This is a genomic window from Demequina salsinemoris, from assembly GCF_000974805.1.
Lineage (GTDB): Bacteria > Actinomycetota > Actinomycetes > Actinomycetales > Demequinaceae > Demequina > Demequina salsinemoris.
The window spans coordinates 82,721-106,539 of sequence record NZ_BBQZ01000003.1; the positions used below are offsets into that span (position 1 = coordinate 82,721).

Here is a 23,819-nt window from a genome sequence, read left to right on the forward strand (position 1 = left end):
ACATTCGAGAAGAGGACCCCGGGGCCACCGTCTCGGGGTCCTTCTCGTATCCCCGGCCCTCCCGGCCGCGCTGCCGCCACCTGGCGGCGCGTCGAGAGGCCACGTGTCAGACCGTCTAGGTAGCCTTGAAGCAGACTGGACGGTTGGAAGGAGACCGCATGTCCCGCCCCACGGACACCGGCGATCTGCTGAAGTGCACCTTCTGCGGCAAGACGCAGAAGCAGGTGCGCAAGCTGATCGCGGGACCCTCCGTCTACATCTGCGACGAGTGCATCGGACTGTGCAACGAGATCCTCGAGGAGGAGTTCGCTGAGCAGGTCGAGGCGGAGCTCACCGAGCTGCCGCGCCCTCGCGAGATCTACGACTTCCTCGAGCAGTACATCGTGGGTCAGACGCAGGCCAAGCGGGCGCTCTCCGTCGCCGTGTACAACCACTACAAGCGCGTGCGCGCAGCCGACGCGAAGCCGAAGAACGACGAGGACGCGGTCGACATCGCCAAGTCCAACGTGCTGTTCATCGGCCCCACCGGCACCGGCAAGACCTACCTCGCGCAGACCCTCGCGCGCATGCTCAACGTGCCGTTCGCCATCGCTGACGCCACAGCTCTGACCGAGGCCGGCTACGTGGGTGAGGACGTCGAGAACATCCTCCTCAAGCTGCTCCAGGCCGCCGACTACGACGTCGACAAGGCGCAGCGCGGCATCATCTACATCGACGAGATCGACAAGGTCGCGCGCAAGGCGGAGAACCCGTCCATCACGCGCGACGTGTCGGGCGAGGGCGTGCAGCAGGCGCTGCTGAAGATCCTCGAGGGCTCCGTGGCCTCCGTGCCGCCGCAGGGCGGGCGCAAGCACCCGCACCAGGAGTTCATCCAGATCGACACCACGAACGTGCTGTTCATCCTCGGTGGCGCCTTCGCCGGCCTCGAGGAGATCATCTCCGCGCGCGTCGGACGCAAGGGCATCGGCTTCGGTGCGCAGCTCAAGGAGGCCGACAACACGGACCTCTTCTCGGCCGTCACCCCGACCGACCTGCACAAGTTCGGCCTCATCCCCGAGTTCATCGGGCGCATGCCGGTGATCGCCACCGTGTCGCCGCTCGACGTCGACGCGATGGTCAGCATCCTGAGCGAGCCCAAGAACGCGCTCGTGAAGCAGTACCAGCGGATGTTCCAGATCGACGGCGTCGAGCTCGAGTTCGACGATGACGCGGTGCGCGCGATCGCCGAGCAGGCGCTCGAGCGCGGCACCGGAGCACGCGGACTGCGGGCCATCATGGAGGAGGTCCTCCAGGAGACGATGTTCGAGGTCCCGGGCCGCGACGACATCGAGCGGGTCGTCGTGACCCGCGAGGTCGTCATGGACCGCGTGGCGCCGGCGTTCCTCTCCCGCCCGGCCGCCGACGAGCACGAGGGCGCGGCGTAGCCTTCACGCCACCGCTCTGCGGCGGGTCGGCTCTGGCCACTTGCTCGCGCGTCCGACGTCCACACTCGGAACCTCGCGCCACCCGCTCCGCGTGTCGTGCGTCCCAGTGGACACTCATGGTCGCCTCGCGGGCGTCGTCGCGTGCAAGTGGACGATTCTGGACCACCCGGGGTGCCGCTCCGCACCCTACAGCGCCGCTATGCGCCTACGCGCCCTGACCGCTGCGATCACGCTGCCTCCGCTCGTGACTGCGACGGCGAGCACACGTCGTCCACAGGCGCGCGGCCCTCAGATGTCTGTCCACGGACAACGCCTCCGCGCGATTGGGGCCGGCGGGGTGATGGTGGGCTCGACCCATGGAGCCATCGCTGCCGCGTTCCCGTGTGGACCGGCGCATCGTGGATGCGCTGATCGACTCGCCTGCATGCTTCGCGTTCGACGAGCTTGCCGGGCTTGCGTCACGTCGCGCGGCTCGAACGGCGATCGACACGGGCCACGCGGTCAGGTTGCTGCCTAACGTTTATGTCGGTGCGTGCCACGCTCAGTCCTTCGCGGCCCGCGCTTCCGCGACGCTCCGATGGCTCGGCGACGGCGCGGTGCTGTCCGGCGGGGCGGCGCTGTTTGCCTGGGACGCTGTGAGGGAGGCACCTGAGCGGATCGCCGTGGTTGTCGAGTCATCGCGTCGGCCGCGGGCCCCGGAGTGGATCCGGGTCACCCGCACAGGCGTTGCGATGCCTTCCTCCCTGAGAGGGACGCTCCGGGTGGTGCCACTCGCGCACGCCCTGATTCATGGCTATGCAGAGTTGCCGCGCGATGTCGCTGAGGAAGCGATGTACCGAGCGGTCCAGCAGCGGCGCCTCTCAGCCCGGACGTTGCAGGGGGTGCTCGAAGCCATGCCGCGTGTCGCGCGACGTCGGGAGATCGAGCGGCTCGTCAGGGCTCTCTCCGCCGGCGCGCATAGCCACCTCGAACGTGTCGCGCTGACGGACGTCTTCTACGGGCAGCCGTTCTCCGACCTGCTCCGGCAGCACACGCTCGTCGTCGAGGGCCGGCGTTGCGACTTCGACATGTACGACGCCGCGACCCGCACCGCCCTCGAGGTGGACGGCGCTGCTTATCACTCGACGCCCGCCGCACACCAGAGCGACGCTGAGCGCGATGTCCTGGTGGCGACGCTCGGAATCCAGACCCTGAGGTTCACGTATCGCGACATCGTCGAGCGTCCTGACTGGTGCCGGGCGATGGCTGCGGCCGTACTGCGCGTGCGTGCAAGGCGGCAGGGCTCCGGGCGATAGTGACTTTCTCGGCTTCACCGGGGTGGCGAGGCGTGCACGGGCGCAAGTGGTGCGGAATGGTCCACTGGCTGACGCTGGTGGCGCGAAGACGACAATGAGCGTCCACTGGGGCGCCTTGCCGCAGATGAATGGCGTGAGTGCCGCACGGGTCGCGTTTGCGTGCCAGTGAGGTCGTTCGCGCATGTCTGATCGGGCCGCGGACGTTTTGGTTGCCTTCGGCATTGCTTGCTCACGCAAGGAGGGGCGCGACGCCCCGCAGGCCAGTTCCGTAGGGACCGCGGAGACGCGCGAAGGGGCGGCGCCCGCAGGCACCGCCCCCTCGTCGCTGAGCTCGCGTCAGGCCTCGGCCAGGACCGCGTTCTCCGTGCGGACGACGGTGGTGTCCGCGATCTCGTCAGCGACGCCGTCCTCGGGGGCCTCGCCGTCCACGCCGGGCTCGAGCGCGGGCACCGAGTCGACGATCTGCATCTCGCGGACCTTGCCCGCGGACATGAGGTCTGCCTTCGCCGCGCGCACGGCCGCGACCTGGACCTCGGGCACGAGCACGTCGACCGAGAGGATCTCGGTGCGCTGTGCAACCTTGGCCTCGGACTTGACCTTGCGCAGCGCGGACAGCGCGGCGCCGGCGGCGGGGAGCACGCCCGCGTCGGCGTCATCGCCCGCGGCGGCCGACAGGGGAGCGGAGACCGGCCACGCGGCGTGGTGGACCGAGCCCTCGCGGAACCAGGACCACACCTCCTCGGTCGCGAACGGCAGCACCGGTGCGAACAGGCGCAGGAACGTCTCGAGCGCGAGGGTGAGCGCCGCACGCGCCGAACCGGCCTCAGGTGAGCACCCGGCCGCCGCGTCGATCGCCTCGCCGGGGGCGGCGCCGTCGTAGGCGCGCATCTTCACGAGCTCGAGGTAGTCGTCGCAGAACGTCCAGAAGAGCGTCTCGGCGACCTCGAGGGCCTTGGTGTGGTCGTACTTCTCGTACGCGGCGGTCGCCTGGTCCACGACGGACGCGAGCGCGGCGAGCATCGCCTTGTCCAGGGCCTCGGTGACGGGCAGCGCCATCACGGAGTCGGAAACCGCCACACCCTCAGCGAGCGACACATCAGCCGCCGTCGCGATGCCGGTCGCGCCGAGCACGAACTTGGAGGCGTTGAGGATCTTCATCGCGAGGCGACGGCCGATCTTCATCTGGCCCTCGTCGAACGCCGCGTCGGTGCCGAGGCGGGCCGAGGCCGCCCAGTAACGCACCGCATCGGACCCGTGCTGTTCGAGCAGCCCCATGGGCGTGACGACGTTGCCCTTGGACTTGGACATCTTCTTGCGGTCGGGGTCGAGGATCCAGCCCGAGATCGCCGCGTTCTTCCACGGCAGCACGTCGTCCTCGAGGTGCGCGCGCACCACGGTGGAGAACAGCCAGGTGCGGATGATGTCCTGGCCCTGGGGGCGCAGGTCCATGGGGAAGACCTTCGCGAACAGCTCGGGGTCGGTCCGCCATCCGCCGACGATCTGCGGCGTGAGCGACGACGTGGCCCACGTGTCCATGACGTCCTTCTCGCCGATGAATCCGCCGGCGACGCCGCGCTGCGACTCGTCGAAGCCGGGCGCGGGCTCGGCGGACGGGTCGACGGGCAGCATGTCCTCGGTCGGCACGATGGGCGCGTCCCACACGGGGTTGCCCTCGGCGTCGAGCCCGTACCAGACGGGGATCGGCACGCCGAAGAAGCGCTGACGCGAGATCAGCCAGTCGCCGGTGAGCCCGTTGACCCAGTTCTCGTACCGCTTGCCCATGTGCGAGGGCACGAAGTTGAGCTCCTCGCCGCGAGCCACCAGGCGGGAGCGCAGCGCCTCGTCCTTGCCGCCGTTCGCGATGTACCACTGGCGCGAGGTGACGATCTCGAGCGGCTTGTCGCCCTTCTCGAAGAACTTCACGGGGTGCGTGATGGGCTTGGGGTCGCCCTCCATCGCTCCGGACTCGCGCAGCATCTCGACCACGCGCTGCTGCGCGGAGAACACGGTCTTGCCCGCGAGCTCGGCGTACGCGGCGACGCCCTCAGGCGAGGAGATCGCGGCGGGCGCCTCGGCGAGGAAGCGGCCATCCCAGCCGATGCACGCGCGGGTGGGGAGCTGGAGCTCGCGCCACCACACGACGTCGGTGACGTCGCCGAAGGTGCAGATCATCGCGATGCCGGAGCCCTTGTCGGGCTGGGCGAGGCGGTGGGGGACGACGGGCACCTCGACGCCGAACAGCGGCGTGCGGACGTGCTTGCCGAACAGCGGCTGGTAGCGCTCGTCGTCGGGGTGCGCGACCAGGGCGACGCACGCGGGGAGGAGTTCGGGGCGCGTGGTCTCGATGTAGACGGCCTCGTACGAGCCGGTGGCCTCCTCGAGGTCGGCCGCGGGGTCGAACGCGAGGCGGTGGTACGCGCCGGGACGCTCGCGGTCCTCGAGCTCGGCCTGCGCGACGGCGGTGCGGAACGTCACGTCCCACAGCGTCGGGGCCTCGGACTGGTACGCCTCGCCGCGCGCGAGCGAGCGCAGGAACGCCTGCTGCGCGACCGCGATGGAGGACGGCGAGATGGTCTGGTAGGTGCGCGACCAGTCGACGGAGAGGCCGAGGTGGCGCCACAGCGCCTCGAACTGCTTCTCGTCCTCCTCGGTGAGCCGCTCGCACAGCTCGACGAAGTTCTTGCGCGAGATCGGCACCTGGTCCGCGGCCTTGATGGACTTGCCCTCGCCGCCGACGTGCGGGGGCTCGAAGCCCTCGACGTAGGGCAGCGACGGGTCGCAGCGGACGCCGTAGTAGTTCTGCACGCGACGCTCGGTGGGCAGGCCGTTGTCGTCCCAGCCCATCGGGTAGAACACCTCCTTGCCGCGCATGCGCTGGAAGCGCGCGACGGTGTCGGTGTGCGTGTAGCTGAAGACGTGGCCGACGTGGAGCGATCCCGAGACGGTCGGCGGGGGAGTGTCGATCGAGTAGATCTGCTCGCGGGTCTTCGAGGAGTCGAAGCGGTACGTGCCCTGGGTCTCCCAGGCGGCGTTCCAGCGGTCCTCGAGCCCGTCGACGGTGGCCTTGTCAGGGATGCGCGACGTCATGGGGGCCATTCTTTCAGACGGGTGGGACACTCCGCGCACGGGTGAGCGGGCGCGACGGGCGCCTTCGCGCCCAGGGACGATGCGTGGGCGGGGCTCGCGCATCGCCCGGACGATGCTCGGGTCGCCTTCCGAGGGAGCGCTGGCGACGTGCCGAGACGGTACCAGGTGTCGGATTTGCCCCTTCTCAGATCCGGGTTGCTACCCTGCCTGGCGTGGACGATGCGACGCTGCGACCGGAGTTCCTGCGCCGGATGGAGGGGTCGGACGGTGATGCTGGCCGCGGCCTCAAGGCGGGGCTCAAGGCGATGCTGCGCCTGCGGTGCAGCCACATCAACGGAGACGCCTACTCCGTGCGCATGCACTCGGAGGAGCTCGCCGATCTCGGCGCCAAGCCGGGCCTCATCGCCTCGCTCGCGCGCCCGGTCAAGCTCATGCGCGAGGATCTCGTCTCCGCGCCTCACGCGGCCGCACTGCGTTTCGCGGAGATCCTCACGGACTACCCGCGCGGCCTCGAGGTCGAGGCGCGCGAGGAGCTGAGGGCCCACTTCTCGGCGGAGGAGGTCGGCGCGATCATCGAGGTGATCGCGGTGACGAACGCCTGGAACAGGGTGACGCGCGGGTCGGAGTAGGCGGTCGCTCTCGACCCGTCCGCGCAGCATCGTCTCCGCGAAGGCGGCCCGCGCATCGTCCCCGGGCCCGCGAATGCGTGGCTGCCAGCGCGAATGCACACGATCGACATGCATTCGACGCGCATTTGTCACCCATGCGCGGTAGTGTCCGAATCATGGTGCGATTCATCGTGAACGGGGTCATCTACCTCGGCTCTGCCGCTATCGGTCTGTTCGTGACGTCCCTCATCCTCGGTGAGGACTTCAAGCTGTCGATCGCGGCGCTGCTGCTCGCGACCGTGCTGTTCGCGGCGTTCCAGATGATCCTGGGGCCGTTCATCTTCAAGATGACGCACAAGTACGCCTCGGCGCTCACCGGCGGCGTGGGGCTCGTGTCCACGTTCGTCGCGCTGCTGCTCACCAACATCCTGGTCGACGACTTCTCGATCACGGGCGGCATCGCCACGTGGCTCGCGGCGGTCGTGATCGTCTGGCTCATCACTGCCATCGCGACCTGGGTCCTTCCCATGTTCGTGCTCAAGGAGGCGGTCGAGAACCGCAAGGACTAGGACCCGAACGGCGCCCGGGCCCGGGCCGACGCGGAAGTCGGCGCCTCGTCAGGACCAGCGCCACACCACTCGGGACCTAAGTCCTATGGGCAATGCCCCCGGGGGTATAGTTTCTTCGGAGCCGCAACGGCGCGGTCCTCCTCAAGAAGAAGGTGATCCCCATGGCCCGCGTGGTCGTCCTCGGAGCCGGCGTGTCCGGCCACACCGCCGCCCTCTACCTGCGCAAGCGCCTGCCGCGCGAGCACGAGGTCGTCGTCGTGTCTCCGAACTCCCACTACAACTGGATCCCGTCCAACATCTGGGTCGGGGTCGGCAAGATGACCACGGACGATGTGGTCTTCCCCCTCGCCCCGATCTACGAGAAGAAGGGCATCACGTTCGTCCAGGCCAAGGGCGTCGCCCTGTGGCCCGAGGGCGACGCGAACGTCGAGCCCGGCTCGGACGGCGCGACCGCGTACGGCACCGTCGCCGACGCATCGTCCACGAAGCCCGCCGTCACCGGCGAGATCGGCCTGACCCAGTCCGCCGTGGACGTCGAGCACACCGCGGCGCACCGCGTGGGCGAGATCGAGCGCATCCGCTACGACTACGTCATCAACGCGACCGGGCCCAAGCTCAACTTCGGCGCGACCGCGGGCCTCGGCCCCGACAACGGCTACACCGTCTCGGTGTGCACCCCCAGCCACGCGACCGAGGCGCACGCGCGCCTCGACGAGCTCATCGCCGAGTGCAGGGCGGGTGCCAAGAAGACCGCTGTCATCGGCGTCGGCCACGGCACGTGCACATGCGAGGGCGCGGCGTTCGAGTACACGTTCAACGTCGAGCACCAGCTGCGCGAGGCGGGCGTGCGCGACAACGTCGAGCTCATCTACCTGACCAACGAGAACGAGCTCGGCGACTTCGGCGTGGGCGGCATGCAGTTCGACCAGAACGGCTACCGCACCACGAGCCAGCTGTGGACGGAGTCGCTCTACCGCGAGCGTGACGTCAAGGCGATCACGGGCGCCGCCGTGACGAGCGTCGAGCCCGGCGTCATCCACTACGACCAGCTCGACGGCTCGCACAACGATCTCGAGTTCGACTTCGCGATGCTGCTGCCCCCGTTCAAGGGCAACGACTGGAAGGCCTACGGGGCCGACGGCGCCGACATCACGGGCACCGTCTTCGCGCCGTCGGGCTTCATGAAGGTCGACGCGGACTACACCGCGAAGAAGTACGAGGAGTGGAGCGCCAAGGACTGGCCCCGCACCTACCAGAACCCCACGTACAAGAACATGTTCGCCGTCGGCATCGCGTTCGCGCCGCCGCACCAGATCTCCAAGCCGCGCGCCACGCCTGACGGCGTTCCCGTGGCGCCGAGCCCGCCCCGCACGGGCATGCCCTCGGGCACGATGGGCAAGGTGGTCGCGTTCACGATCGCGGACATGATCAACAAGGGCGCGACCGAGCCCACGCACTCCGCGTCGATGTCGGAGATGGCGGCCGCGTGCGTCGCGTCGGCCGGCACGGGCTTCCGGACGGGCACCGCTGCGGCGATGACCATGAGCCCCGTCGTCCCGGACTGGGAGAAGTACCCGGAGACCGGGCGCAACCTCAAGGAGACCATGGGCGAGATCGGGCTCGCGGGCCACTGGGTCAAGCGCATGCTCCACACGCTGTTCATCTACAAGGCCAAGGTGAAGCCGGGCTGGACCTGGATCCCGGAGTAAGGAGGAATCGACATGGACACGACGAACGACAGGATCGCGGCCGCGCCGCTTCCCACGCAGGGCGAGCTCCGCAGGCGGCGCAACCCCTTCACGCAGTTCTTCCGCTTCATGCGGATCAACCTGACGATGTTCATGCTGGCGCAGAAGAAGCACGGCTGAACCAGTCGGCGGGTCGGCGGGGCCCTCTGCTCCGCAGTCCGGCCGACAGGACGAACCAATCTCAGAACGGACACCCCGGTCGAGGGGCCTCGAGAGGCCACCTCGCCGGGGTGTCGGCGTTCAGATTGGTGCAGACTGTCCGGCGGGGAGGGGGAAAGGGACGATGCCGCACCCGGGTGAGCGCCGCATCGTCCGTGGTCTGGCGCGGGAGGGACGACGCGTCAGTCGCCCATCTCCTCCGGGTCCGCGGCCGCGGCGACCATGAGATCGGAGATCTCGTGCACGCCGACGTACACGCGGCTCGCGCCCATCTCCATGAGGTAGTCGATGTCGACCTGGCGATGGCCGCGCGCGATGATCGTGGCGTCGGGGGCGAGGCGGCGGATCTTCGCGACGACCGCGCCGGCCTGGATCGGGTCGGGGATGCCGACGAGCACCGTGTGCGCTCGCTCGATGCCCGCGGCGCGGAGGACCTTGGAGCGCACGGCGTTGCCGAGGATCGCCTCGTGCCCCGCGTCGCGGATCTCGTGCACGTGGTCCTCGTCGTCCGAGACGACGACCGTGGGCAGCCCTCGGGCCCACAGCCCCGCGGCGATGCGCTTGCCGACGCGGCCGTAGGTCACGACGATCGTGTGGCCCTCGCCGACATAGGCGATGGGGCCCGTCTCGCCGCTCGTCTGGTCGTCGGTGACCTTGGCGACGTACGCGCGCGACGCCCACGCGAACAGCGCCGGGTTGATGACGATCGACACGATCGCGCCCGCGAGCACGAGGTTCTGGGCGTCCTCGGGAAGGATCTCGTAGTCCGCCCCGAGCGTCACCAGGATGAAGGAGAACTCGCCGATCTGCGCGAGCGAGGCGGCGATCACCAGGCTCATCGCCTTCGAGTACTTCATGAGCCGGACCAGCGCGTACGCGCCGAGCCCCTTGCCGACGACGATCGCGAGCACGGTCAGGACGAACGACACCGGCCGCGACACGACGATGCTCGGGTCCACGAGCATGCCGACCGAGACGAAGAACAGGACGGCGAACGTGTCGCGCAGCGGCTGCGAGTCCTCGCCCGCGCGGTGAGCGAGCTCGGACTCCTTGAGGATCGTGCCCGCGAAGAACGCGCCGAGCGCGAACGAGACGTCGAAGACCGCTGCCGCGCCGACGGCGACGCCCAGGCTCAGCGCGAGCACGCCGAGCGTGAACAGCTCGCGCGAGCCCGTGTCCGCGGTGCGCGCAAGGATCCACGGGATCGCGCGACGCCCGAACAGGACCATGATCGCGACGAACGCTGCGACCTTGAGCGCCGTGATGACGAGCTCCCATGCGAGCTCCGCGCCGCTCGCGTCGCCGCCGCCCACGACGGGGATCACGACGAGGGCGACGACCATCGCGAGGTCCTCGACGATCAGCCATCCGATCGCGATGTGACCCGCCCTGGTGTCGAGCAGGCCGCGGTCCTCGAGCCCGCGCAGCATGACGACGGTGGACGCGACGGACAGCGCGAGCCCGAACAGCAGCGAGGGCCCCCAACCCCATCCGAGCCAGTGCCCCAGCATCGTCCCGAGCGCCGTCGCGAGCGTCATCTGCACCACCGCGCCGGGGATCGCGACCTTCTTGACGCTCAGCAGGTCTCCGAGGGAGAAGTGCAGGCCGACGCCGAACATCAGCAGGATCACGCCGATCTCGGACAGCTGGTTCGCGATCTCCACGTCGCCCGTGTAGCCGGGCGTGTACGGGCCGATGATGATGCCGGCCGCGAGGTAGCCGACGATGGGGGAGAGCTTGGCCTTCTGCGCCGCGAATCCCAGCACGAAGGCGACGACCAGTCCCGCGGCGATGGTCAGCAGGAGCGGGGCATGGTGCAGCATTGGGCAAGTCTACCTGGGGTGATGTGAACGGGTCGTGAACTCGTGTCTCCTGGTGCCCCGGGCGCCGTCAGTTCCCGAGCTGCTGCAGCAGCGTCGCCTGCGAGGCCGCGCGCTCCTCGAGGTACGCGGCGAGCTCGTCGGTGTCCGCGTCGGTCCAGCCGTCGGGCTCGGTGATCGCGGCCCAGGCCTCGAGGTTCTCCGTGTACGAGTACATGTGCCCGTATCCGTCGGGCACCGAGCCGGACGTCGGCATGTCGAGCAGCACCTGCCACACGGTCACGAGCGGGAACCAGTCCATGCGCGGGGACACGTCGGGCGCGCGTTCGTCGCCCTCGAGCCAGTCGGGCTCGCTCCACGTGAGCGAGGGGGAGAACATGCCCACCGGGTCGGAGCCGTGCTGCAGGTAGACGATGCGGGTGTCGCCCCAGGTGCCGGTCGGCAGGTCGAGCGTCCCCAGCCCCATCATGAACCGCACGGTGCGTCCCTCGCCCACGATCGGGAGCCATGCGGTGCTGCCCGCGTCGCGCGCGGCGGTGAGCTCGGTGTGCGCCGGGTTCACGAACGTCGGGCCGACCATGAGCGCGCCGTCGATCGGCTCGTTGAGGATGTCCGGCGAGGTGAGCACCGACTCGACGCCGTACGAGCCGAGCGAGAGCCCGTAGAGGTAGAGCTCGGGTCGGTCGTCCTCGGGCAGCGATGACCAGTACTCGTACACGACGCGGAACGTCGCGAGCGCGGTGTCGCGCGTCACCTCCTGGTCGGCGAGCACGGAGATCCAGCTGGGAAGGTACGAGTACTGGATGCCCGCGATGGCGACGTCGCCCTGGTACAGGTAGTCGAGGGGGTCGACGCCGCTGGGTGCGAGGTACCCGGTGCCGGTGACCGTGCCGAGGACGATGGCCTTCCGGTCGAACGCTCCCGTGCGGACCAGCTCCTGGAGCAGCAGGTCGGCCCGCTCCTCGAGCGTGTCCGCGGATCTGAGCCCCACGTAGACCCGGATCGGGTCCATCGAGCCTCCGCCCCAGTAGTCGTCGAGGTCCTCGGCGGTGGGGCCGGAGGAGATGAAGTAGCGCCCCTGCCGCCCGAGGTCGTCCCACGAGATGAGCGACCCGGGGCCGCCGGACCGCAGCGTCGAGTCGGTCTCGACGACGCCCGGCAGGTCGTGGGTGTCGACGATCGAGAACGCGGCGTTCGAGGCCGCGAAGAAGCCCCGCACGAACAGGCCCGACACGGCGAGGTACAGCACCACGAGCAGCAGGGTGGTGCCGATCGCCACGGCGAGACGATGCGGCATCCAGCGGTCGAGCCGCCGGTACGCCGTGCGGAACAGCAGGCGCAGCGCCCGCGCGGAGACGAGCAGGAGCGCCGCGGTCAGCGCCCCGACGCCGATGACGATCGGCCACGCGGTGGGGCTGAGGTCGTCCATCCCGAACTGGTCGCGGATCTCGTTCTGCCAGCCGACCCACTGCCAGATCGCGAGCCCCGTGAGCACGCCGACGATCGCGAGCAGCGCGAGGGAGACGACATGGATCCACCGCCCGCGCAGGTTCGGGATCTGGAGGTAGTTCCACACCGCGTGGCCGGACGCGCCGATCGCGTACCCGATCATGAACGACACGGCTGAGGCGACGCCCTGGATCGCGGGCAGGCGCGGCAGCAGCGACGGCAGGAGCGACAGCGCGATGAAGTACGCGCCGAGCACGAGCCCCACGCCGGAGAACGTCGGCTCGAAGACGCGCGGCGGGATGGGGCGGAGCGCGCGGCGCTGGCGCGCCGGCGAGGTTCCCTCCGGCGCCGCTGACTGCTCGTCACGCATCGTCCCTGGCACGGCCGCTCCCTTCCTCCTTCGACTGTAATGCCGGGAGGAGCCGGAGGATTCCGGGTGGGCCGCTAGAAGGCGAGCGCGTCCCTGCTCAGCGGGCAGGTCATGCAGTGGCCGCCGCCGCGGCCGCGGCCCAGCTCGGCGCCGACGATCTCGAGGACCTCGATGCCAGCCGCGCGCAGGAGGTCGTTCGTGTGGGTGTTGCGGTCGTAGGCGACGACGACGCCAGGCTCGAGAGCCACGAGGTTGTTGCCAGAGTCCCACTGCTGGCGCTCGGCGGCGTACCGGTCGCCTCCAGTCTCGATGAGGTTGAGCCCGTCGAGCCCGAGCGCGTCGGCGACGACCTCCACGAACGGCTTGCCCTCACGCACGACGTCGAGCGTGGCCGGCGGCTCAGCGGGGTACAGCGAGAAGGTCTCGATGTCGTCGACCACGTCGGGGAACATCGTCGCGACGTCCCTGTCCGCGAACGTGAAGATCGTGTCGAGGTGCATCGCGGAGCGCATGCGCGGCATCTTCGCGACGATCACCCTGTCGGCCGCGTCCGCCGCGAACAGCTCGAACGCGACCTGCGTGATGGCCTGCCGCGAGGACCGCTCGGACATGCCGATGATGACCACCCCGTTGCCGATCGGCATCACGTCGCCGCCCTCGAGCGAGGCGAGCCCGTGGCCGATCTCGGGGTCGCCCCACCACACGTTCACCTGCTCCTTGAATCGCGGGTGGTGGTCGTAGACGGCCTTCATGATGAGCGTCTCGGCGTGCCTGGCCGGGTAGTACAGCGGGTTGAGGGTGACGCCCTCGTAGATCCAGCTCGTCGTGTCCCGCGTGTACAGCGTGTTCGGCAGGGGCGGCACCAGGTAGTCGCGCATGCCGGACTCCTCGCGCACGAGCTGCACGGCCGGCGGGGCGAGGTCGCGTGGCAGGTCGGCGACGGCGAGGCCGCCGATGAGGTGGTGGGCGAGGTCCACCGAGGGCAGCTCGTCCAGGAAGGCGCGCACGTCCTCGGTGAGGCCGACGCCGAGATCGTCGCGAGTGAGCTTGCGATCCAGGAGCCATGTTCGGGCCGTCGGTGCGTCCATCGTCTCGGCGAGGAACGTGACGAGGTCGAGCACCTCGATGTCTCGAGAGCGCATCAGCTCGACGAACTCGGCGTGGTCGCGGATCGCGTTGTCGACCCACATCACGTCGTCGAACAGCAGGTCCGCGCAGTTCGTGGGCGTGAGCCGATGATGCGCGAGCCCGGGCGAGCACGTGAGAACCGTGTTGAGGACTCCGACCTCGGAATGCACGCCCAGGGGCGTGACCAGGTCGTTCTGGGTGACAGCGGCGTCGGACACGGGGCCTCCCTATCACTCCTGACGCTAGCATCGGGGCCTAGGCTGGGGAATGGCGAGGGGGCGAGCCGCGCGCCGATGTCGACGCGCAGGAGGGCAAGGGACGATGGCCGAGCACCGTCATGTGACACTCGCCGCCGTCGCGAAGGCGGCCGGCGTCGCGAAATCGACGGCATCCCACGTGTTCACGGGCAAGCGCGTCGTCGCGCCCGAGACCGCCGAGCGGGTGCGACGTGCTGCCGAGGCGATGGGATACACGGGACCGTCCGCGCTGGGGCGCGCGCTCGCGTCGGGGCGCTCCCACCTGATCGGGGTCGTGACGCACGCGCTGCTGGAGGACGCCGACACGGATCCGCTGTCGCTCGCGATCCTCGACGGCCTCCAGCGCGAGTTCGCGCAGGCCGGCTACGGCATCGTGATCATCCCGCCGATCACGGACGATGCGTCGCGCGAGCTCGCGCACGCGGTCCTCTACGACGGGGTCGTGTCGGTGCGCCGCATGGTGGGCTTCGAGGAGACGGACCCGTACCTCGCCTCGCGCAAGGTCCCGTGGATCTCGCTCGACGGCTACATGAACGAGGAGTCGGCGGTCCGCATGGACGATGCGGCGGCCACGGAGGAGCTCGCGCGCCGGGTCCTGGAGGCGGGTCACACGCGGATCGCGATCGCCGCGTACACGTTCGCTGTTGAGGAGCGGCCCGACGGGCTCACGACGTACGACGAGCTCTACGCGATCGCGCCGGAGAACGTGAGGCGCAGGCTCGACGGGTTCCGGCGCGCGGGAGTTCAGCCCGTGGCGGTGTACCAGTGCGGCTCGGTGAGCCGCGCGAGCGGGGAGGCGGCGGGCGAGGCGCTGCTGGGTCTCGATGAGCCGCCCACGTGCATCCTCACGACGGCCGATGTCCACGCCGCGGGGATCATCGACCATGCGCGCCGGAGCGGCGTGAGGGTTCCCGAGGATCTGTCCGTCACGGGCTTCGACGCGATCACGCTGCAGGGCTTCGAGAACGGTGAGATCTGCACGATCGTGCAGGACGGCGAGGCCAAGGGGCGGATCGTGGCCCGCCGGCTGCTCAGGATGCTCGAGGTCGCCGCCGCTGCGCGCGCCGGCGGTGAGGTCGAGGAGCTCGGCGAGGTCGAGGAGCTGCCGCTTCCGGTCCGGTGGGGGACCACCGTCGCGACCTTGTCCTGACACCTGCGCGAGGCGGCACGTGTCACCGTCGCCGCTGCAGCTCTCCTGAAGGCGGCCAGGCACCGCTCCGCCCGATCACTGGCCAGGGCACAAAGAAGCGGCGGGCCGACCCCCGGAATGGTCGACCCGCCGCTGTGGGAGAGAAGGTCTGGATCAGCGACCGAACATGCGGCCGAGCAGGCCGGCAGTCGTGGCGCCGTTACCCGAGGCGGCCGAGTCGCACGAGCAGCGCTGCGCGGCGGGAACGCCGGCGAGGGCCTGCTCGATGTGGTTGCCGCAGCCGGTCCAGGTGGTCTTGCCGCAACGCGGGCAGGTGGCGGGAGAGCACATGTGTGCGTTCCTTTCGTTGGTGGTCTTGACGCATCCAATATACCCATGGGGGTATATGTTCGCAAGTGGATCTAGTCACTCCCGACCCTAGGACGCGGACGATGCGCACGCGGGCTGGGTGCCGCGTCAATGGTTCGCGGAGGGCGAGGGGTTGTGGGAGGCGCCGGGTCGTGGCGTCCCCGCCGCGATCGCGAGGTGCCAGGAGCGGGACCTGCGGGTCCCCGAGCGCGCCCACCGGGCGCCCACTCCCAGCCCGCGCGCGCATCGTCCCTGGTGGGTACCCTGAATCCACGGCGCAGGACGTGCGCGAGGCGGTGCGACGGTGTTCGGTGCGACGGTGTTCGGGCGACGGTGTTCGGCGGGGAGCGTGATGGACCACTACGTGATGGCGATCGACCAGGGCACGACGTCCACGCGCGCCATGGTGTTCGACCACGCCGGGTCGATCGTCTCCGCGGGCCAGCTTGAGCATCGCCAGCACACGCCCCGCCCGGGCTGGGTCGAGCACGACCCCCTCGAGATCTGGGCCAACACTCGCCGTGTCGTCGCGGAGAGCCTCGCGAAGGCCGATCTCACGCGCGTCGACATCGCCGCCGTCGGCATCACCAACCAGCGCGAGACCACCGTCGTGTGGGATCGCCGCACCGGACGCCCTGTCCATCCTGCGATTGTCTGGCAGGACACGCGCACGCAGCACATGGTCGACGCGCTCGCGGCCGAGGGTGGGCGCGACCGCTTCCGCGACGTCACGGGCCTGCCGCTCGCGACCTACTTCTCGGCGTCCAAGATCAGGTGGATCCTCGACAACGTGGAGGGCGCCGCGGAGAAGGCCCAGGCGGGCCATCTGGCCTTCGGGACCACGGACTCGTGGCTTGTGTGGAACCTCACGGGAGGCGTCGACGGCGGCCTCCACGTCACCGACGCCACGAACGCCTCGCGCACGCTCCTCATGGACCTCGCGGAGCTCGACTGGGCGGACGACATCGTCGACACCTTCGGCATCCCGCGCTCGATGCTTCCCGAGATCCGCTCATCGTCCGAGGTCTACGGCATGATCGGCGGGCACTCGCTGCTGCAGGGAGTGCCGATCGCGGGGATCCTGGGCGACCAGCAGGCAGCCGCTTTCGGGCAGGCGGCGTTCGACGAGGGCGAGTCCAAGAGCACCTACGGCTCGGGCAGCTTCATCCTGGTCGGCACCGGGACCGAGCGCGTCCTGAGCGAGCACGGGCTCCTCACCACGGTCGCCTACCAGCTCGGTCGCAGCGCGCCGCGGTACGCGCTCGAGGGGGCGATCGCGGTCACCGGCGCCCTCGTCACGTGGCTGCGCGACAACCTGGGCATGATCGATGACGCCGTGCAGATCGAGGCGCTCGCGGCCTCCGTGCCCGACAACGGCGGCGCGTACATCGTGCCCGCGTTCTCGGGGCTGTTCGCCCCGTACTGGAGGCCCGACGCGCGCGGCGGCATCCTCGGCCTGACGAGCTTCGTGACGCGCGCGCACCTGGCTCGCGCCGTGCTCGAGGCGACGGCCTTCCAGACGCGCGACGTGCTCGGCGCGGTCGAGGCCGACATGGGCGCCGAGGTGCACACGCTCGCCGTCGACGGCGGCATGACGGTCAACGACCTGCTCATGCAGTTCCAGGCCGACATCCTCGGAATCGACGTGGTCCGCCCCGGCGTCACCGAGACCACCGCGCTCGGCGCGGCCTACGTCGCGGGTCTCGCGGTGGGCTACTGGCGCTCGCTCGACGAGCTCAGGGACAACTGGCAGGAGGACCAGCGGTGGGAGCCGACGATGCCCGCCGAGCAGTCCGAGCGCCTGTACCGGAACTGGCGCAAGGCCGTGTCCCGCACCCTCGACTGGGTGGACGACGACGTCGACTGATCCTCGCATCGTCCCTGGTCGGTCGCGGGACGATGCGGAACCGACGATGGGTCAGGGCGCGACGCGCCGGGGCTGCGTCAGCGGATGCCCGCCGCGCGCTGGGCGTTCACCTGGCGCACCTGCGCGGGGATCGTGAACAGGTCCCAGATCACCATGATCCCGAGCACGCCGCCGGTGAGCAGGTAGAGGATCCCGCGGCCGACCTTGCCCATGTAGAACTGGTGCACGCCGAGGATCCCGAAGAAGAACCACAGGATGTACGTGACGAAGGTGTCCTTCAGCGGAAGCGGGGCGGTCTGCTGGGCCATGGTCGAGTCCGTTCTGTCGTGTTTCGGCAACTGGATCGATCGTACGGCGAAGGGGCGCGTGACGCCCTCGTGCCAGGGGATGACGTGGCCGCGTGCCGAGGTCAGGGTGCGGCCGTCGCCCGAGCCTGGAACGCGCCGATGCGGCGGCACTGCATCGTCCGAAATCCGCCAGACAGCGGGCTCCCCGGGCGCGCATCCTGGCGCCATGACTGTAGCGCCGCCCCTCGTCACCCTCGGATCGCACGAGGTGATCGACCCCGCGATCCTCTACTTCGGCACCCCCGTGGTGCTGCTCTCGACCGTCGCCGCGGACGGCGCGGCGAACCTTGCGCCGATGTCCTCGGTGTTCTGGCTCGGGAGCACCGCGGTGCTCGGCATGGGAGGACGGTCGCTCACGGCACGCAACCTCGTCGACACGGGCGAGTGCGTCCTCAACCTCCCCTCGGCAGCGCAGGTCGCCGCCGTCGACCGGCTCGCGCTCACGACCGGCCGGGTCGATGTTCCCCACGTCAAGCGCGAGGCCGGCTACCGCCACGTCGCCGACAAGTTCGCGCTTGCCGCCCTGACGAGCCTCGACGCGGACACCGTCGCCGCGCCGAGGGTCGCCGAGTGCCCGGTGAACCTCGAGGGCCGGGTCGTGGCGCATCGTCCCTTGGATGCCACGAGGGACGACGACGTCCCTACCTGGCTCTTCGAGGTCGAGATCGGCCGCGTCCACGTCCACCCGGAGATCCGCGCGGACGGGCACGCCAACCGCGTGGACCCCGACCGGTGGCGGCCCCTGATCATGAGCTTCCAGCACTTCTACGGGCTCGGCCCGCGCGTGAATCCCTCACGGCTGTCGACGATCGACGAGGAGTGGTACCGCTAGGCGTGGTCGAGCGCGGGCGTGCGGGAGCGCGGCGGAGGCGGCCTCGGGGTGACCCCGAGCCCGGCTACGGTGAGGGCATGACCGATCCGGGCGGAGCGTACGAGCGCATCCACATGAGGGCCGCGCTCGCCGACGTCGTCGCCGCCGCTCCCGCGGCGCCGCGCTGGCGAGCGGGGACGCTCGAGGACCTTGACTGGCAGAACGACATGGCGTGGGGGATGTATCCCGCGCGTCCGCCGTTCGAGTCGCGGGAGGCTCTCGACGTCCTCGCGGACGAGATGCGCGCCGGCGCGTGGGGCGAGATGGTGCCCGAGGCCTCGCCCGTCGTGCTGACCGACGGGGGCGAGGTGAGGGGCTTCGTCGTCACCACCCGGAGGCTGCTCGGCGAGTCCGCGCCCGACTGCCCCTACGTGCTCGACGTCGTCGTCGCGCCTGCGTCCCGACGCCAGGGCGTGGCGGCGGGGATGCTCGGCGTCGCCGCATCGTCCCTGCTCGCCGACGGCGAGGCGCACCTGGCGCTCACCGTCGACGCCGACAACCCGGGCGCGCTCGCGCTCTACGCGCGGCTGGGCTTCGTGGAGACGGGCCGGAGGGTGCAGGCGGGCTAGGCTCCTGCGCCCTGGGGTCGCGAGGTCACGCGAGCGGCGCGAGCAGCTCCTTGAGGGTCGCCGCGGTGGGAACACGGCCCGACATCACGAGCTTCTCGTCGACGACGAGGCCCGGGGTCTTCATGACGCCGTAGCCGGCGATGGCGCCGTAGTCGGTGACCTTCTCGAACTCGGCCTCGATGCCGAGGTCCGTCGCGGCCTCGCGCGCGGCCTTCTCGAGGTTGACGCAGTTGGCGCATCCGGCGCCGAGGATCTTGATGTTCATCATGATGCTGTCCTTTCGGGTGGTTCGTGCGGTGGAAGGTGTCGCTAGACGGGGATCACGGCGTTGAAGAGGTAGCCGACGGCGATGATGCCGACGGTGACGACGCCGATGAACAGCCCGATGAGCTGGGGCTTCAAGACTCGGCGCAGCAGGATCATCTCGGGCAGGCTGAGCGCGACCGTCGCCATCATGAAGGCGAGCAGCGTGCCCATCGGCAGGCCCTTGTCGAACAGCGCCTCGACCATCGGGAGGACGCCCGCGGCGTTCGAATACAGTGGCACGCCCAGCAGCACGGCGAGCGGCACGGCGAGCAGGTTGTCCGCGCCGGCGTGCTCGGCGAACCACTGCTCGGGCGCCCAGCCATGGATCGCGGCGCCGATGCCGATGCCGATCACGAGGTAGGGCCAGATCTTCTTGAGGATGTCGAGGACCTCCTCGATGCCCATCTGGATGCGGTCGTTCCAGGTGAGGCTCATGCCGGGGTCGATGGCCTGCCCGCCGATCTTCGTCTCGAACACGAACGGCTCGATCCAGCGCTCGGGCCTCATGCGGCCCAGGATGAACCCGGCGACGACCGCGATCGTGAGGCCCGCGCCGACGTAGAGCAGCGTCGGGCCCCAGCCGAACAGGCCCAGCAGCAGGGCGATCGCGACCTCGTTCACGAGCGGGCTCGCGATGAGGAAGCTCATGGTTACGCCGACGGGGACGCCCGCCGCGACGAAGCCGATGAACGCGGGCACCGCCGAGCACGAGCAGAACGGCGTGATGACCCCGAGCCCTGCCGCGATGACGTTGCCGACGCCCTCGGCCTTGCCGCCGAGGATCGCGCGCGTGCGCTCGACCGACATGAAGGACCGCAGGACGGTGACGATGAAGATGATCCCGGTCAGGAGCAGCAGGATCTTGACGGTGTCGTAGAAGAAGAAGTGAACACCCGAGCCCAGGCGGGTCTCGAGGTCGAGGCCGATGACGTCGCCGATCATCCAGTTCCAGAACGGCAGGTTGACGCTGTAGAGCGCCCACCAGAGCACGGTGGCCGCGGCGAGGCCGCCCCAGCGCTGCGTGGGGGACGCCTTGTGGACGCGGTCGATGACGGTCATGGTGTCGCCGCCGCGGGGGAGGGGGACGATGCTTGGGCCGACGAACCGCTGACCAGGGACGATGCGGCGGGCAGGGCCTCGGTCAGCCGCGCGAGGGCGTCGGTCGCGAGCGTGTAGTCGACCCAGCGGCCCCGGCGCGAGGTGGTGACGAGCCCCGCGTCGCGCAGGATCCGCAGGTGGTAGCTGAGCAGCGTGTTCGAGACGTCGACGTGGGCCTGGAGGTCGCACACGCAGTGGGTGCCGTCGGCGAGGCGCTCGAGCACCGTCCAGCGCACCGGGTCCGCGATGGCCTGGAGAAGGTCGAGCGCGGGCGCGGGGTCGCGCGGGGTCGGCGCGGAGCCGCACGCGCCTGAGGCGCAGGAGGAGGGCTTGTCCGCCGATTCCTTCGTGGGCTTGGGGCCGATCTTCAATAGTTGAGTCACATTTGAATTGTCCGCCTCGGAGAGGCGGAATCGCGTGGGACGAAGGTCCGCATCGTCCTCGTGAGCCCTCGTTCGCCGTCTGGGCGCCCCATAGCCTCGGCTCCTCGGCTCCTCGGCTCCTCGGCTCCTCGGCTCCTCGGCTCCACCGCCCGCCTGGTTCAGCTCGGCCCCGCGCCGACCCCGCCGCGGACACTTTCTGACACATCGCGGGGCGGTCGCCCCGCGTGTCGCGCGGGACACGCCGTCGGCGGCCGCCGGCTGGTGTCAGAGACCGTCCGCTCGCCGCGAGGTCGGTGTCAGTCCGCGCTCGTAGACTCGTCCGCATGATTGAGCGGGTGGGCGGAAGCGGCGCGGCAAGCACCGGAGACCTCCTCGACGGGCTCAACCCCGGTCAGCGAGAGGCCGTCGTCACCGGCGCGAGCCACAACTTGGTCCTCGCGGGAGCGGGGACAGGCAAGACGACCACGATCGTCGCGCGCATCCGCCACCTCATCAGGAGCGGCGCCGCGCCGAACCGCATCCTCGCGATCACCTTCACCCGCCGCGCCGCCGCGGAGATCCGCTCCCGCGTCCAGGCCGACAGCGCGGCGACCGAGGGCGTCGCGGCGATGACCTTTCACGGCTGGGCGATGCGCGAGGTGCGAGCCAACCCCGACGTGTTCGGCTATGAGGGGTGGAGCGTGCTCGACTCCGACGACCAGGCCCAGGTCATGCGCGGCGTGCTCGGGCGCGGCAAGCGGGTCGAGGGGCTCAAGGCCGCGCAGATCATCGACGTCGTCTCCTTCGCCCGCAACACCCGGGTCACGCTCGCCGACGCGATCAAGGCCAAGTTCCCCGACCAGACCATCGACCCCAAGGCCATCGCGACCGTCGTGAGGGACTACGAGGCGCGCAAGAAGGAGCGGCGCTACCTCAACTACGACGACCTGCTCATGATCTTCGCGGCGCGGCTCGCCGACCCCGAGGTCGCGGCCTGGGTCGGCAGCCACTACGACGAGATCCTCATCGACGAGATGCAGGACACGAACCCGCTGCAGTGGACCATCATCGACCCGCTCGTGCCGCACACGCGGTTCTACTGCGTGGGCGACGACGCGCAGTCGATCTACGGCTTCCGTGGCGCCGACTTCGCGTCGATCCACTCGTTCTCCGAACGGGTGCCAGGCGCGCGGATCCTCAAACTCGAGGACAACTACCGGTCCACGCAGGAGATCCTCGATCTGTCGAACTGGCTGCTCGCGGCGAGCCCTCTCGGCTACGACAAGAAGCTCCGCGCGGTACGCGGCAACGGCGCCAAGCCGGAGCTGCACAGCTTCGAGACCCCGCAGGACGAGGCGGGATGGATCGCGGGGGAGCTCAAGCGGGCGCATGAGGACGGGCTGCCGTGGGCCACTCATCTGATCCTCGTGCGCTCCAACTACTCGGGCCGCAGCATCGAGGCGCTGCTAGTCGAGAACGAGATCCCGTACGTGTTCTTCGGCGGAACGAAGCTGCTGGAGAGCGCGCATGTGCGCGATGTCCTCGCCGCGCTGCGCGTGGTCGCCAACCCCGACGACGAGGTCGCCTGGATGCGCCTGCTCACGCTCGTCCCGAGGGTGGGGGACCGGACCGCGGTCCGTGCCTTCGACGCGCTGCTCGACGCGCGCGCGGGCGGCGCGACCGCGAGGCAGGCGCGGGCCTCGGCGCTCGCGGGCATGCCCGGCTGGCTCACGGCCGGCCTGGACGCGATCGAGGACGCCGCCGACCGCGTGGACGATGCGGTGGGACGGGCGGGCGCGATGCTCACCCCGGTGCTCGCGCACAAGTATCGGAACGAGAACTGGGAGGCGAGGCAGCGTGACCTCGTCCACGTCGAGCGGCTCGCGGCGTCGCGCTCCTCGATCCTCGAGTTCATCGAGGAGTACCTGCTCTCGCCGGTCTTCACCTCCGAGCTGACGGCCGATCAGAAGGACGACGATCACGTCGTCCTGTCCACCGTGCACTCCGCGAAGGGGCTCGAGCGCGACTGGGCGTTCTGCGCGGGCGTGAGCCCGGGCGCGTATCCGTCGTCCCGCGCGCTCGGCGACGAGGACTCGGTCGAGGAGGAGCGGCGCGTGCTCTACGTCGCGCTCACGCGTGCCCGGGACCGGCTGTGCGTCACGCGGTCCGTGTTCCATACGCCGGTCCGCGCGTGGGTCGGCGGCCCCTACGCGATGCACGAGATCGAGGACGCCTACTTCCTCGCGACCCTGCCCGAGGGGCTGATCGAGGAGACGGTGCACGTGCCGCAGCGTCCACCCAAGCCGAAGCCCCCGTCGGGGCTCAGCGCGCCGCGCGAGATCGACCTCGGCGTGGACCTGGGGGATCTGGGGTAGAGAGCAGAGTCATGCGTGGTCCGCGCGTTGGGTGCCGCGGTAGGCGAGGATGCGCCCCTCGCGCCGTACGCGATCGCTCGATCGAAATGCAGCACCGCATCCGCGAGGCGTTCATCGGTGCTCCGGCTCACAGGGGAACTGCCTCATCGAGGATGCGGTCACGCAGATCGTCACGCAACGACGACTCCGCGACGAGGTCGACCTTCACGCCGACGAGCGCCGATAGCTCGCGCTCGACTGCTGAGAGCTGCATCAGGCTCAGCGGCTCTCGCATCTCGAACAGCAGGTCCACATCGGAGTCTGACGACTCGGTGCCGCGTGCCGTGGAGCCGAAGACGCGGACGTTCCTGCCGCCAGCCGCCCGCACCCGCGCCCGTATCTCAGCGCTGTGCAGGCGAAGGGCATGCGCGCGCGGGGTCGAGCCGTGGAAGCGGAGGATTCGGTTCACCTCGGATTGGCTGCGGCCGATTCGGGCGGCGATCTGCTCTTGCGTCATCCCTCCTCGGTAGGCGGTCCTCACCGCGTCGACGAGCGTGGCGCGCGCGTGCTCGACGGCTGCGTCGCACTCACGCGCCACCCGCTCCAGGTCCCGCTCCATGCTCCAAATATAGC

The 23,819-nt window shown here is 69.9% G+C and carries 21 protein-coding genes; 11 read left to right on the forward strand and 10 right to left on the reverse strand.

Annotated features, from left to right (window positions below):
- Positions 1–158: 158 nt before the first annotated feature.
- Entirely contained in the window at positions 159–1,424 is a 1,266-nt protein-coding gene (gene clpX / locus AOP78_RS07365; RefSeq protein WP_062202782.1) for an ATP-dependent Clp protease ATP-binding subunit ClpX, read from the forward strand.
- Between the two features lie 356 nt (positions 1,425–1,780).
- The gene (locus AOP78_RS07370; protein WP_152659447.1) at positions 1,781–2,719 is read left to right on the forward strand and encodes a PDDEXK family nuclease; all 939 of its coding nucleotides are present in this window, start codon (positions 1,781–1,783) and stop codon (positions 2,717–2,719) included.
- A 336-nt stretch (positions 2,720–3,055) separates the two neighbouring features.
- Here the strand turns inward: AOP78_RS07370 and valS are convergent, their stop codons facing one another.
- Positions 3,056–5,815 (reverse strand): valine--tRNA ligase, encoded by a 2,760-nt coding sequence (gene valS / locus AOP78_RS07375; RefSeq protein WP_083979917.1) that lies wholly within the window; start codon positions 5,813–5,815, stop codon positions 3,056–3,058.
- A gap of 203 nt (positions 5,816–6,018) precedes the next feature.
- On the opposite strand from valS, the gene AOP78_RS07380 reads away from it, so the two are divergent.
- The 4 genes from AOP78_RS07380 (at position 6,019) to AOP78_RS15370 (ending at position 8,851) form a co-directional block, all read left to right on the forward strand.
- A complete protein-coding gene (locus tag AOP78_RS07380; protein ID WP_152659448.1) occupies positions 6,019–6,435 on the forward strand; it encodes a carboxymuconolactone decarboxylase family protein in 417 nt (138 codons plus the stop codon).
- Between the two features lie 155 nt (positions 6,436–6,590).
- Positions 6,591–6,983 carry a phage holin family protein gene (locus AOP78_RS07385; protein ID WP_062202787.1) on the forward strand — a complete coding sequence of 131 codons (393 nt, stop codon included), beginning with the start codon at positions 6,591–6,593 and terminating at the stop codon, positions 6,981–6,983.
- A 161-nt stretch (positions 6,984–7,144) separates the two neighbouring features.
- A complete protein-coding gene (locus AOP78_RS07390) occupies positions 7,145–8,692 on the forward strand; it encodes an NAD(P)/FAD-dependent oxidoreductase (protein WP_062202790.1) in 1,548 nt (515 codons plus the stop codon).
- Positions 8,693–8,704: 12 nt separating this feature from the next.
- A complete protein-coding gene (locus AOP78_RS15370; RefSeq protein WP_169748451.1) occupies positions 8,705–8,851 on the forward strand; it encodes a hypothetical protein in 147 nt (48 codons plus the stop codon).
- A gap of 221 nt (positions 8,852–9,072) precedes the next feature.
- Here AOP78_RS15370 and AOP78_RS07395 read toward each other — a convergent pair whose 3' ends face one another.
- The 3 genes from AOP78_RS07395 to AOP78_RS07405 form a co-directional block, all read right to left on the reverse strand.
- A complete protein-coding gene (locus tag AOP78_RS07395; protein ID WP_062202795.1) occupies positions 9,073–10,713 on the reverse strand; it encodes a cation:proton antiporter domain-containing protein in 1,641 nt (546 codons plus the stop codon).
- A 67-nt stretch (positions 10,714–10,780) separates the two neighbouring features.
- Positions 10,781–12,541 carry an alpha/beta hydrolase gene (locus AOP78_RS07400; RefSeq protein WP_152659449.1) on the reverse strand — a complete coding sequence of 587 codons (1,761 nt, stop codon included), beginning with the start codon at positions 12,539–12,541 and terminating at the stop codon, positions 10,781–10,783.
- A 62-nt stretch (positions 12,542–12,603) separates the two neighbouring features.
- The gene (locus tag AOP78_RS07405) at positions 12,604–13,875 is read right to left on the reverse strand and encodes an arginine deiminase (RefSeq protein WP_236685328.1); all 1,272 of its coding nucleotides are present in this window, start codon (positions 13,873–13,875) and stop codon (positions 12,604–12,606) included.
- A gap of 103 nt (positions 13,876–13,978) precedes the next feature.
- Between AOP78_RS07405 and AOP78_RS07410 the strand changes: the two genes are divergently transcribed.
- Positions 13,979–15,064: a LacI family DNA-binding transcriptional regulator gene (locus AOP78_RS07410; protein ID WP_062202799.1), complete on the forward strand. Its 1,086-nt coding sequence runs from the start codon at positions 13,979–13,981 to the stop codon at positions 15,062–15,064.
- A 153-nt stretch (positions 15,065–15,217) separates the two neighbouring features.
- Here the strand turns inward: AOP78_RS07410 and AOP78_RS15375 are convergent, their stop codons facing one another.
- The gene (locus tag AOP78_RS15375; RefSeq protein WP_169748452.1) at positions 15,218–15,394 is read right to left on the reverse strand and encodes a DUF8730 family Cys-rich protein; all 177 of its coding nucleotides are present in this window, start codon (positions 15,392–15,394) and stop codon (positions 15,218–15,220) included.
- 370 nt (positions 15,395–15,764) lie between these two features.
- Here AOP78_RS15375 and glpK point away from each other — a divergent pair, with 370 nt between their 5' ends.
- Positions 15,765–17,279 carry a glycerol kinase GlpK gene (glpK, locus tag AOP78_RS07415; RefSeq protein WP_062202800.1) on the forward strand — a complete coding sequence of 505 codons (1,515 nt, stop codon included), beginning with the start codon at positions 15,765–15,767 and terminating at the stop codon, positions 17,277–17,279.
- 77 nt (positions 17,280–17,356) lie between these two features.
- Here glpK and AOP78_RS07420 read toward each other — a convergent pair whose 3' ends face one another.
- Complete coding sequence (locus AOP78_RS07420) at positions 17,357–17,587, reverse strand: TM2 domain-containing protein (protein ID WP_201774762.1); 231 nt, start codon at positions 17,585–17,587, stop codon at positions 17,357–17,359.
- 205 nt (positions 17,588–17,792) lie between these two features.
- On the opposite strand from AOP78_RS07420, the gene AOP78_RS07425 reads away from it, so the two are divergent.
- Both AOP78_RS07425 and AOP78_RS07430 read left to right on the forward strand, forming a co-directional pair.
- Positions 17,793–18,458: a flavin reductase family protein gene (locus tag AOP78_RS07425; protein ID WP_062202803.1), complete on the forward strand. Its 666-nt coding sequence runs from the start codon at positions 17,793–17,795 to the stop codon at positions 18,456–18,458.
- Between the two features lie 77 nt (positions 18,459–18,535).
- A complete protein-coding gene (locus tag AOP78_RS07430) occupies positions 18,536–19,066 on the forward strand; it encodes a GNAT family N-acetyltransferase (RefSeq protein ID WP_062202805.1) in 531 nt (176 codons plus the stop codon).
- Between the two features lie 25 nt (positions 19,067–19,091).
- On the opposite strand, the gene AOP78_RS07435 is transcribed toward AOP78_RS07430, so the two are convergent.
- From AOP78_RS07435 to AOP78_RS07445, 3 genes are read right to left on the reverse strand one after another with little or no spacing between them, the layout of a single operon-like run.
- Positions 19,092–19,334, reverse strand: coding sequence for a thioredoxin family protein (locus tag AOP78_RS07435; protein ID WP_236685329.1), 243 nt, complete (start codon positions 19,332–19,334; stop codon positions 19,092–19,094).
- 41 nt (positions 19,335–19,375) lie between these two features.
- Complete coding sequence (locus tag AOP78_RS07440; RefSeq protein WP_062202808.1) at positions 19,376–20,431, reverse strand: permease; 1,056 nt, start codon at positions 20,429–20,431, stop codon at positions 19,376–19,378.
- The gene (locus tag AOP78_RS07445; protein ID WP_236685330.1) at positions 20,428–20,853 is read right to left on the reverse strand and encodes an ArsR/SmtB family transcription factor; all 426 of its coding nucleotides are present in this window, start codon (positions 20,851–20,853) and stop codon (positions 20,428–20,430) included. The genes AOP78_RS07440 and AOP78_RS07445 overlap by 4 nt, the downstream gene beginning before the upstream one ends.
- Before the next feature lie 323 nt (positions 20,854–21,176).
- Here AOP78_RS07445 and AOP78_RS07450 point away from each other — a divergent pair, with 323 nt between their 5' ends.
- On the forward strand, positions 21,177–23,207 hold the full coding sequence (locus AOP78_RS07450) for an ATP-dependent helicase (RefSeq protein ID WP_083979919.1): 2,031 nt from the start codon (positions 21,177–21,179) through the stop codon (positions 23,205–23,207).
- 127 nt (positions 23,208–23,334) lie between these two features.
- On the opposite strand, the gene AOP78_RS07455 is transcribed toward AOP78_RS07450, so the two are convergent.
- A complete protein-coding gene (locus tag AOP78_RS07455) occupies positions 23,335–23,805 on the reverse strand; it encodes a nucleotidyltransferase family protein (protein ID WP_062202811.1) in 471 nt (156 codons plus the stop codon).
- Positions 23,806–23,819: the final 14 nt, after the last annotated feature.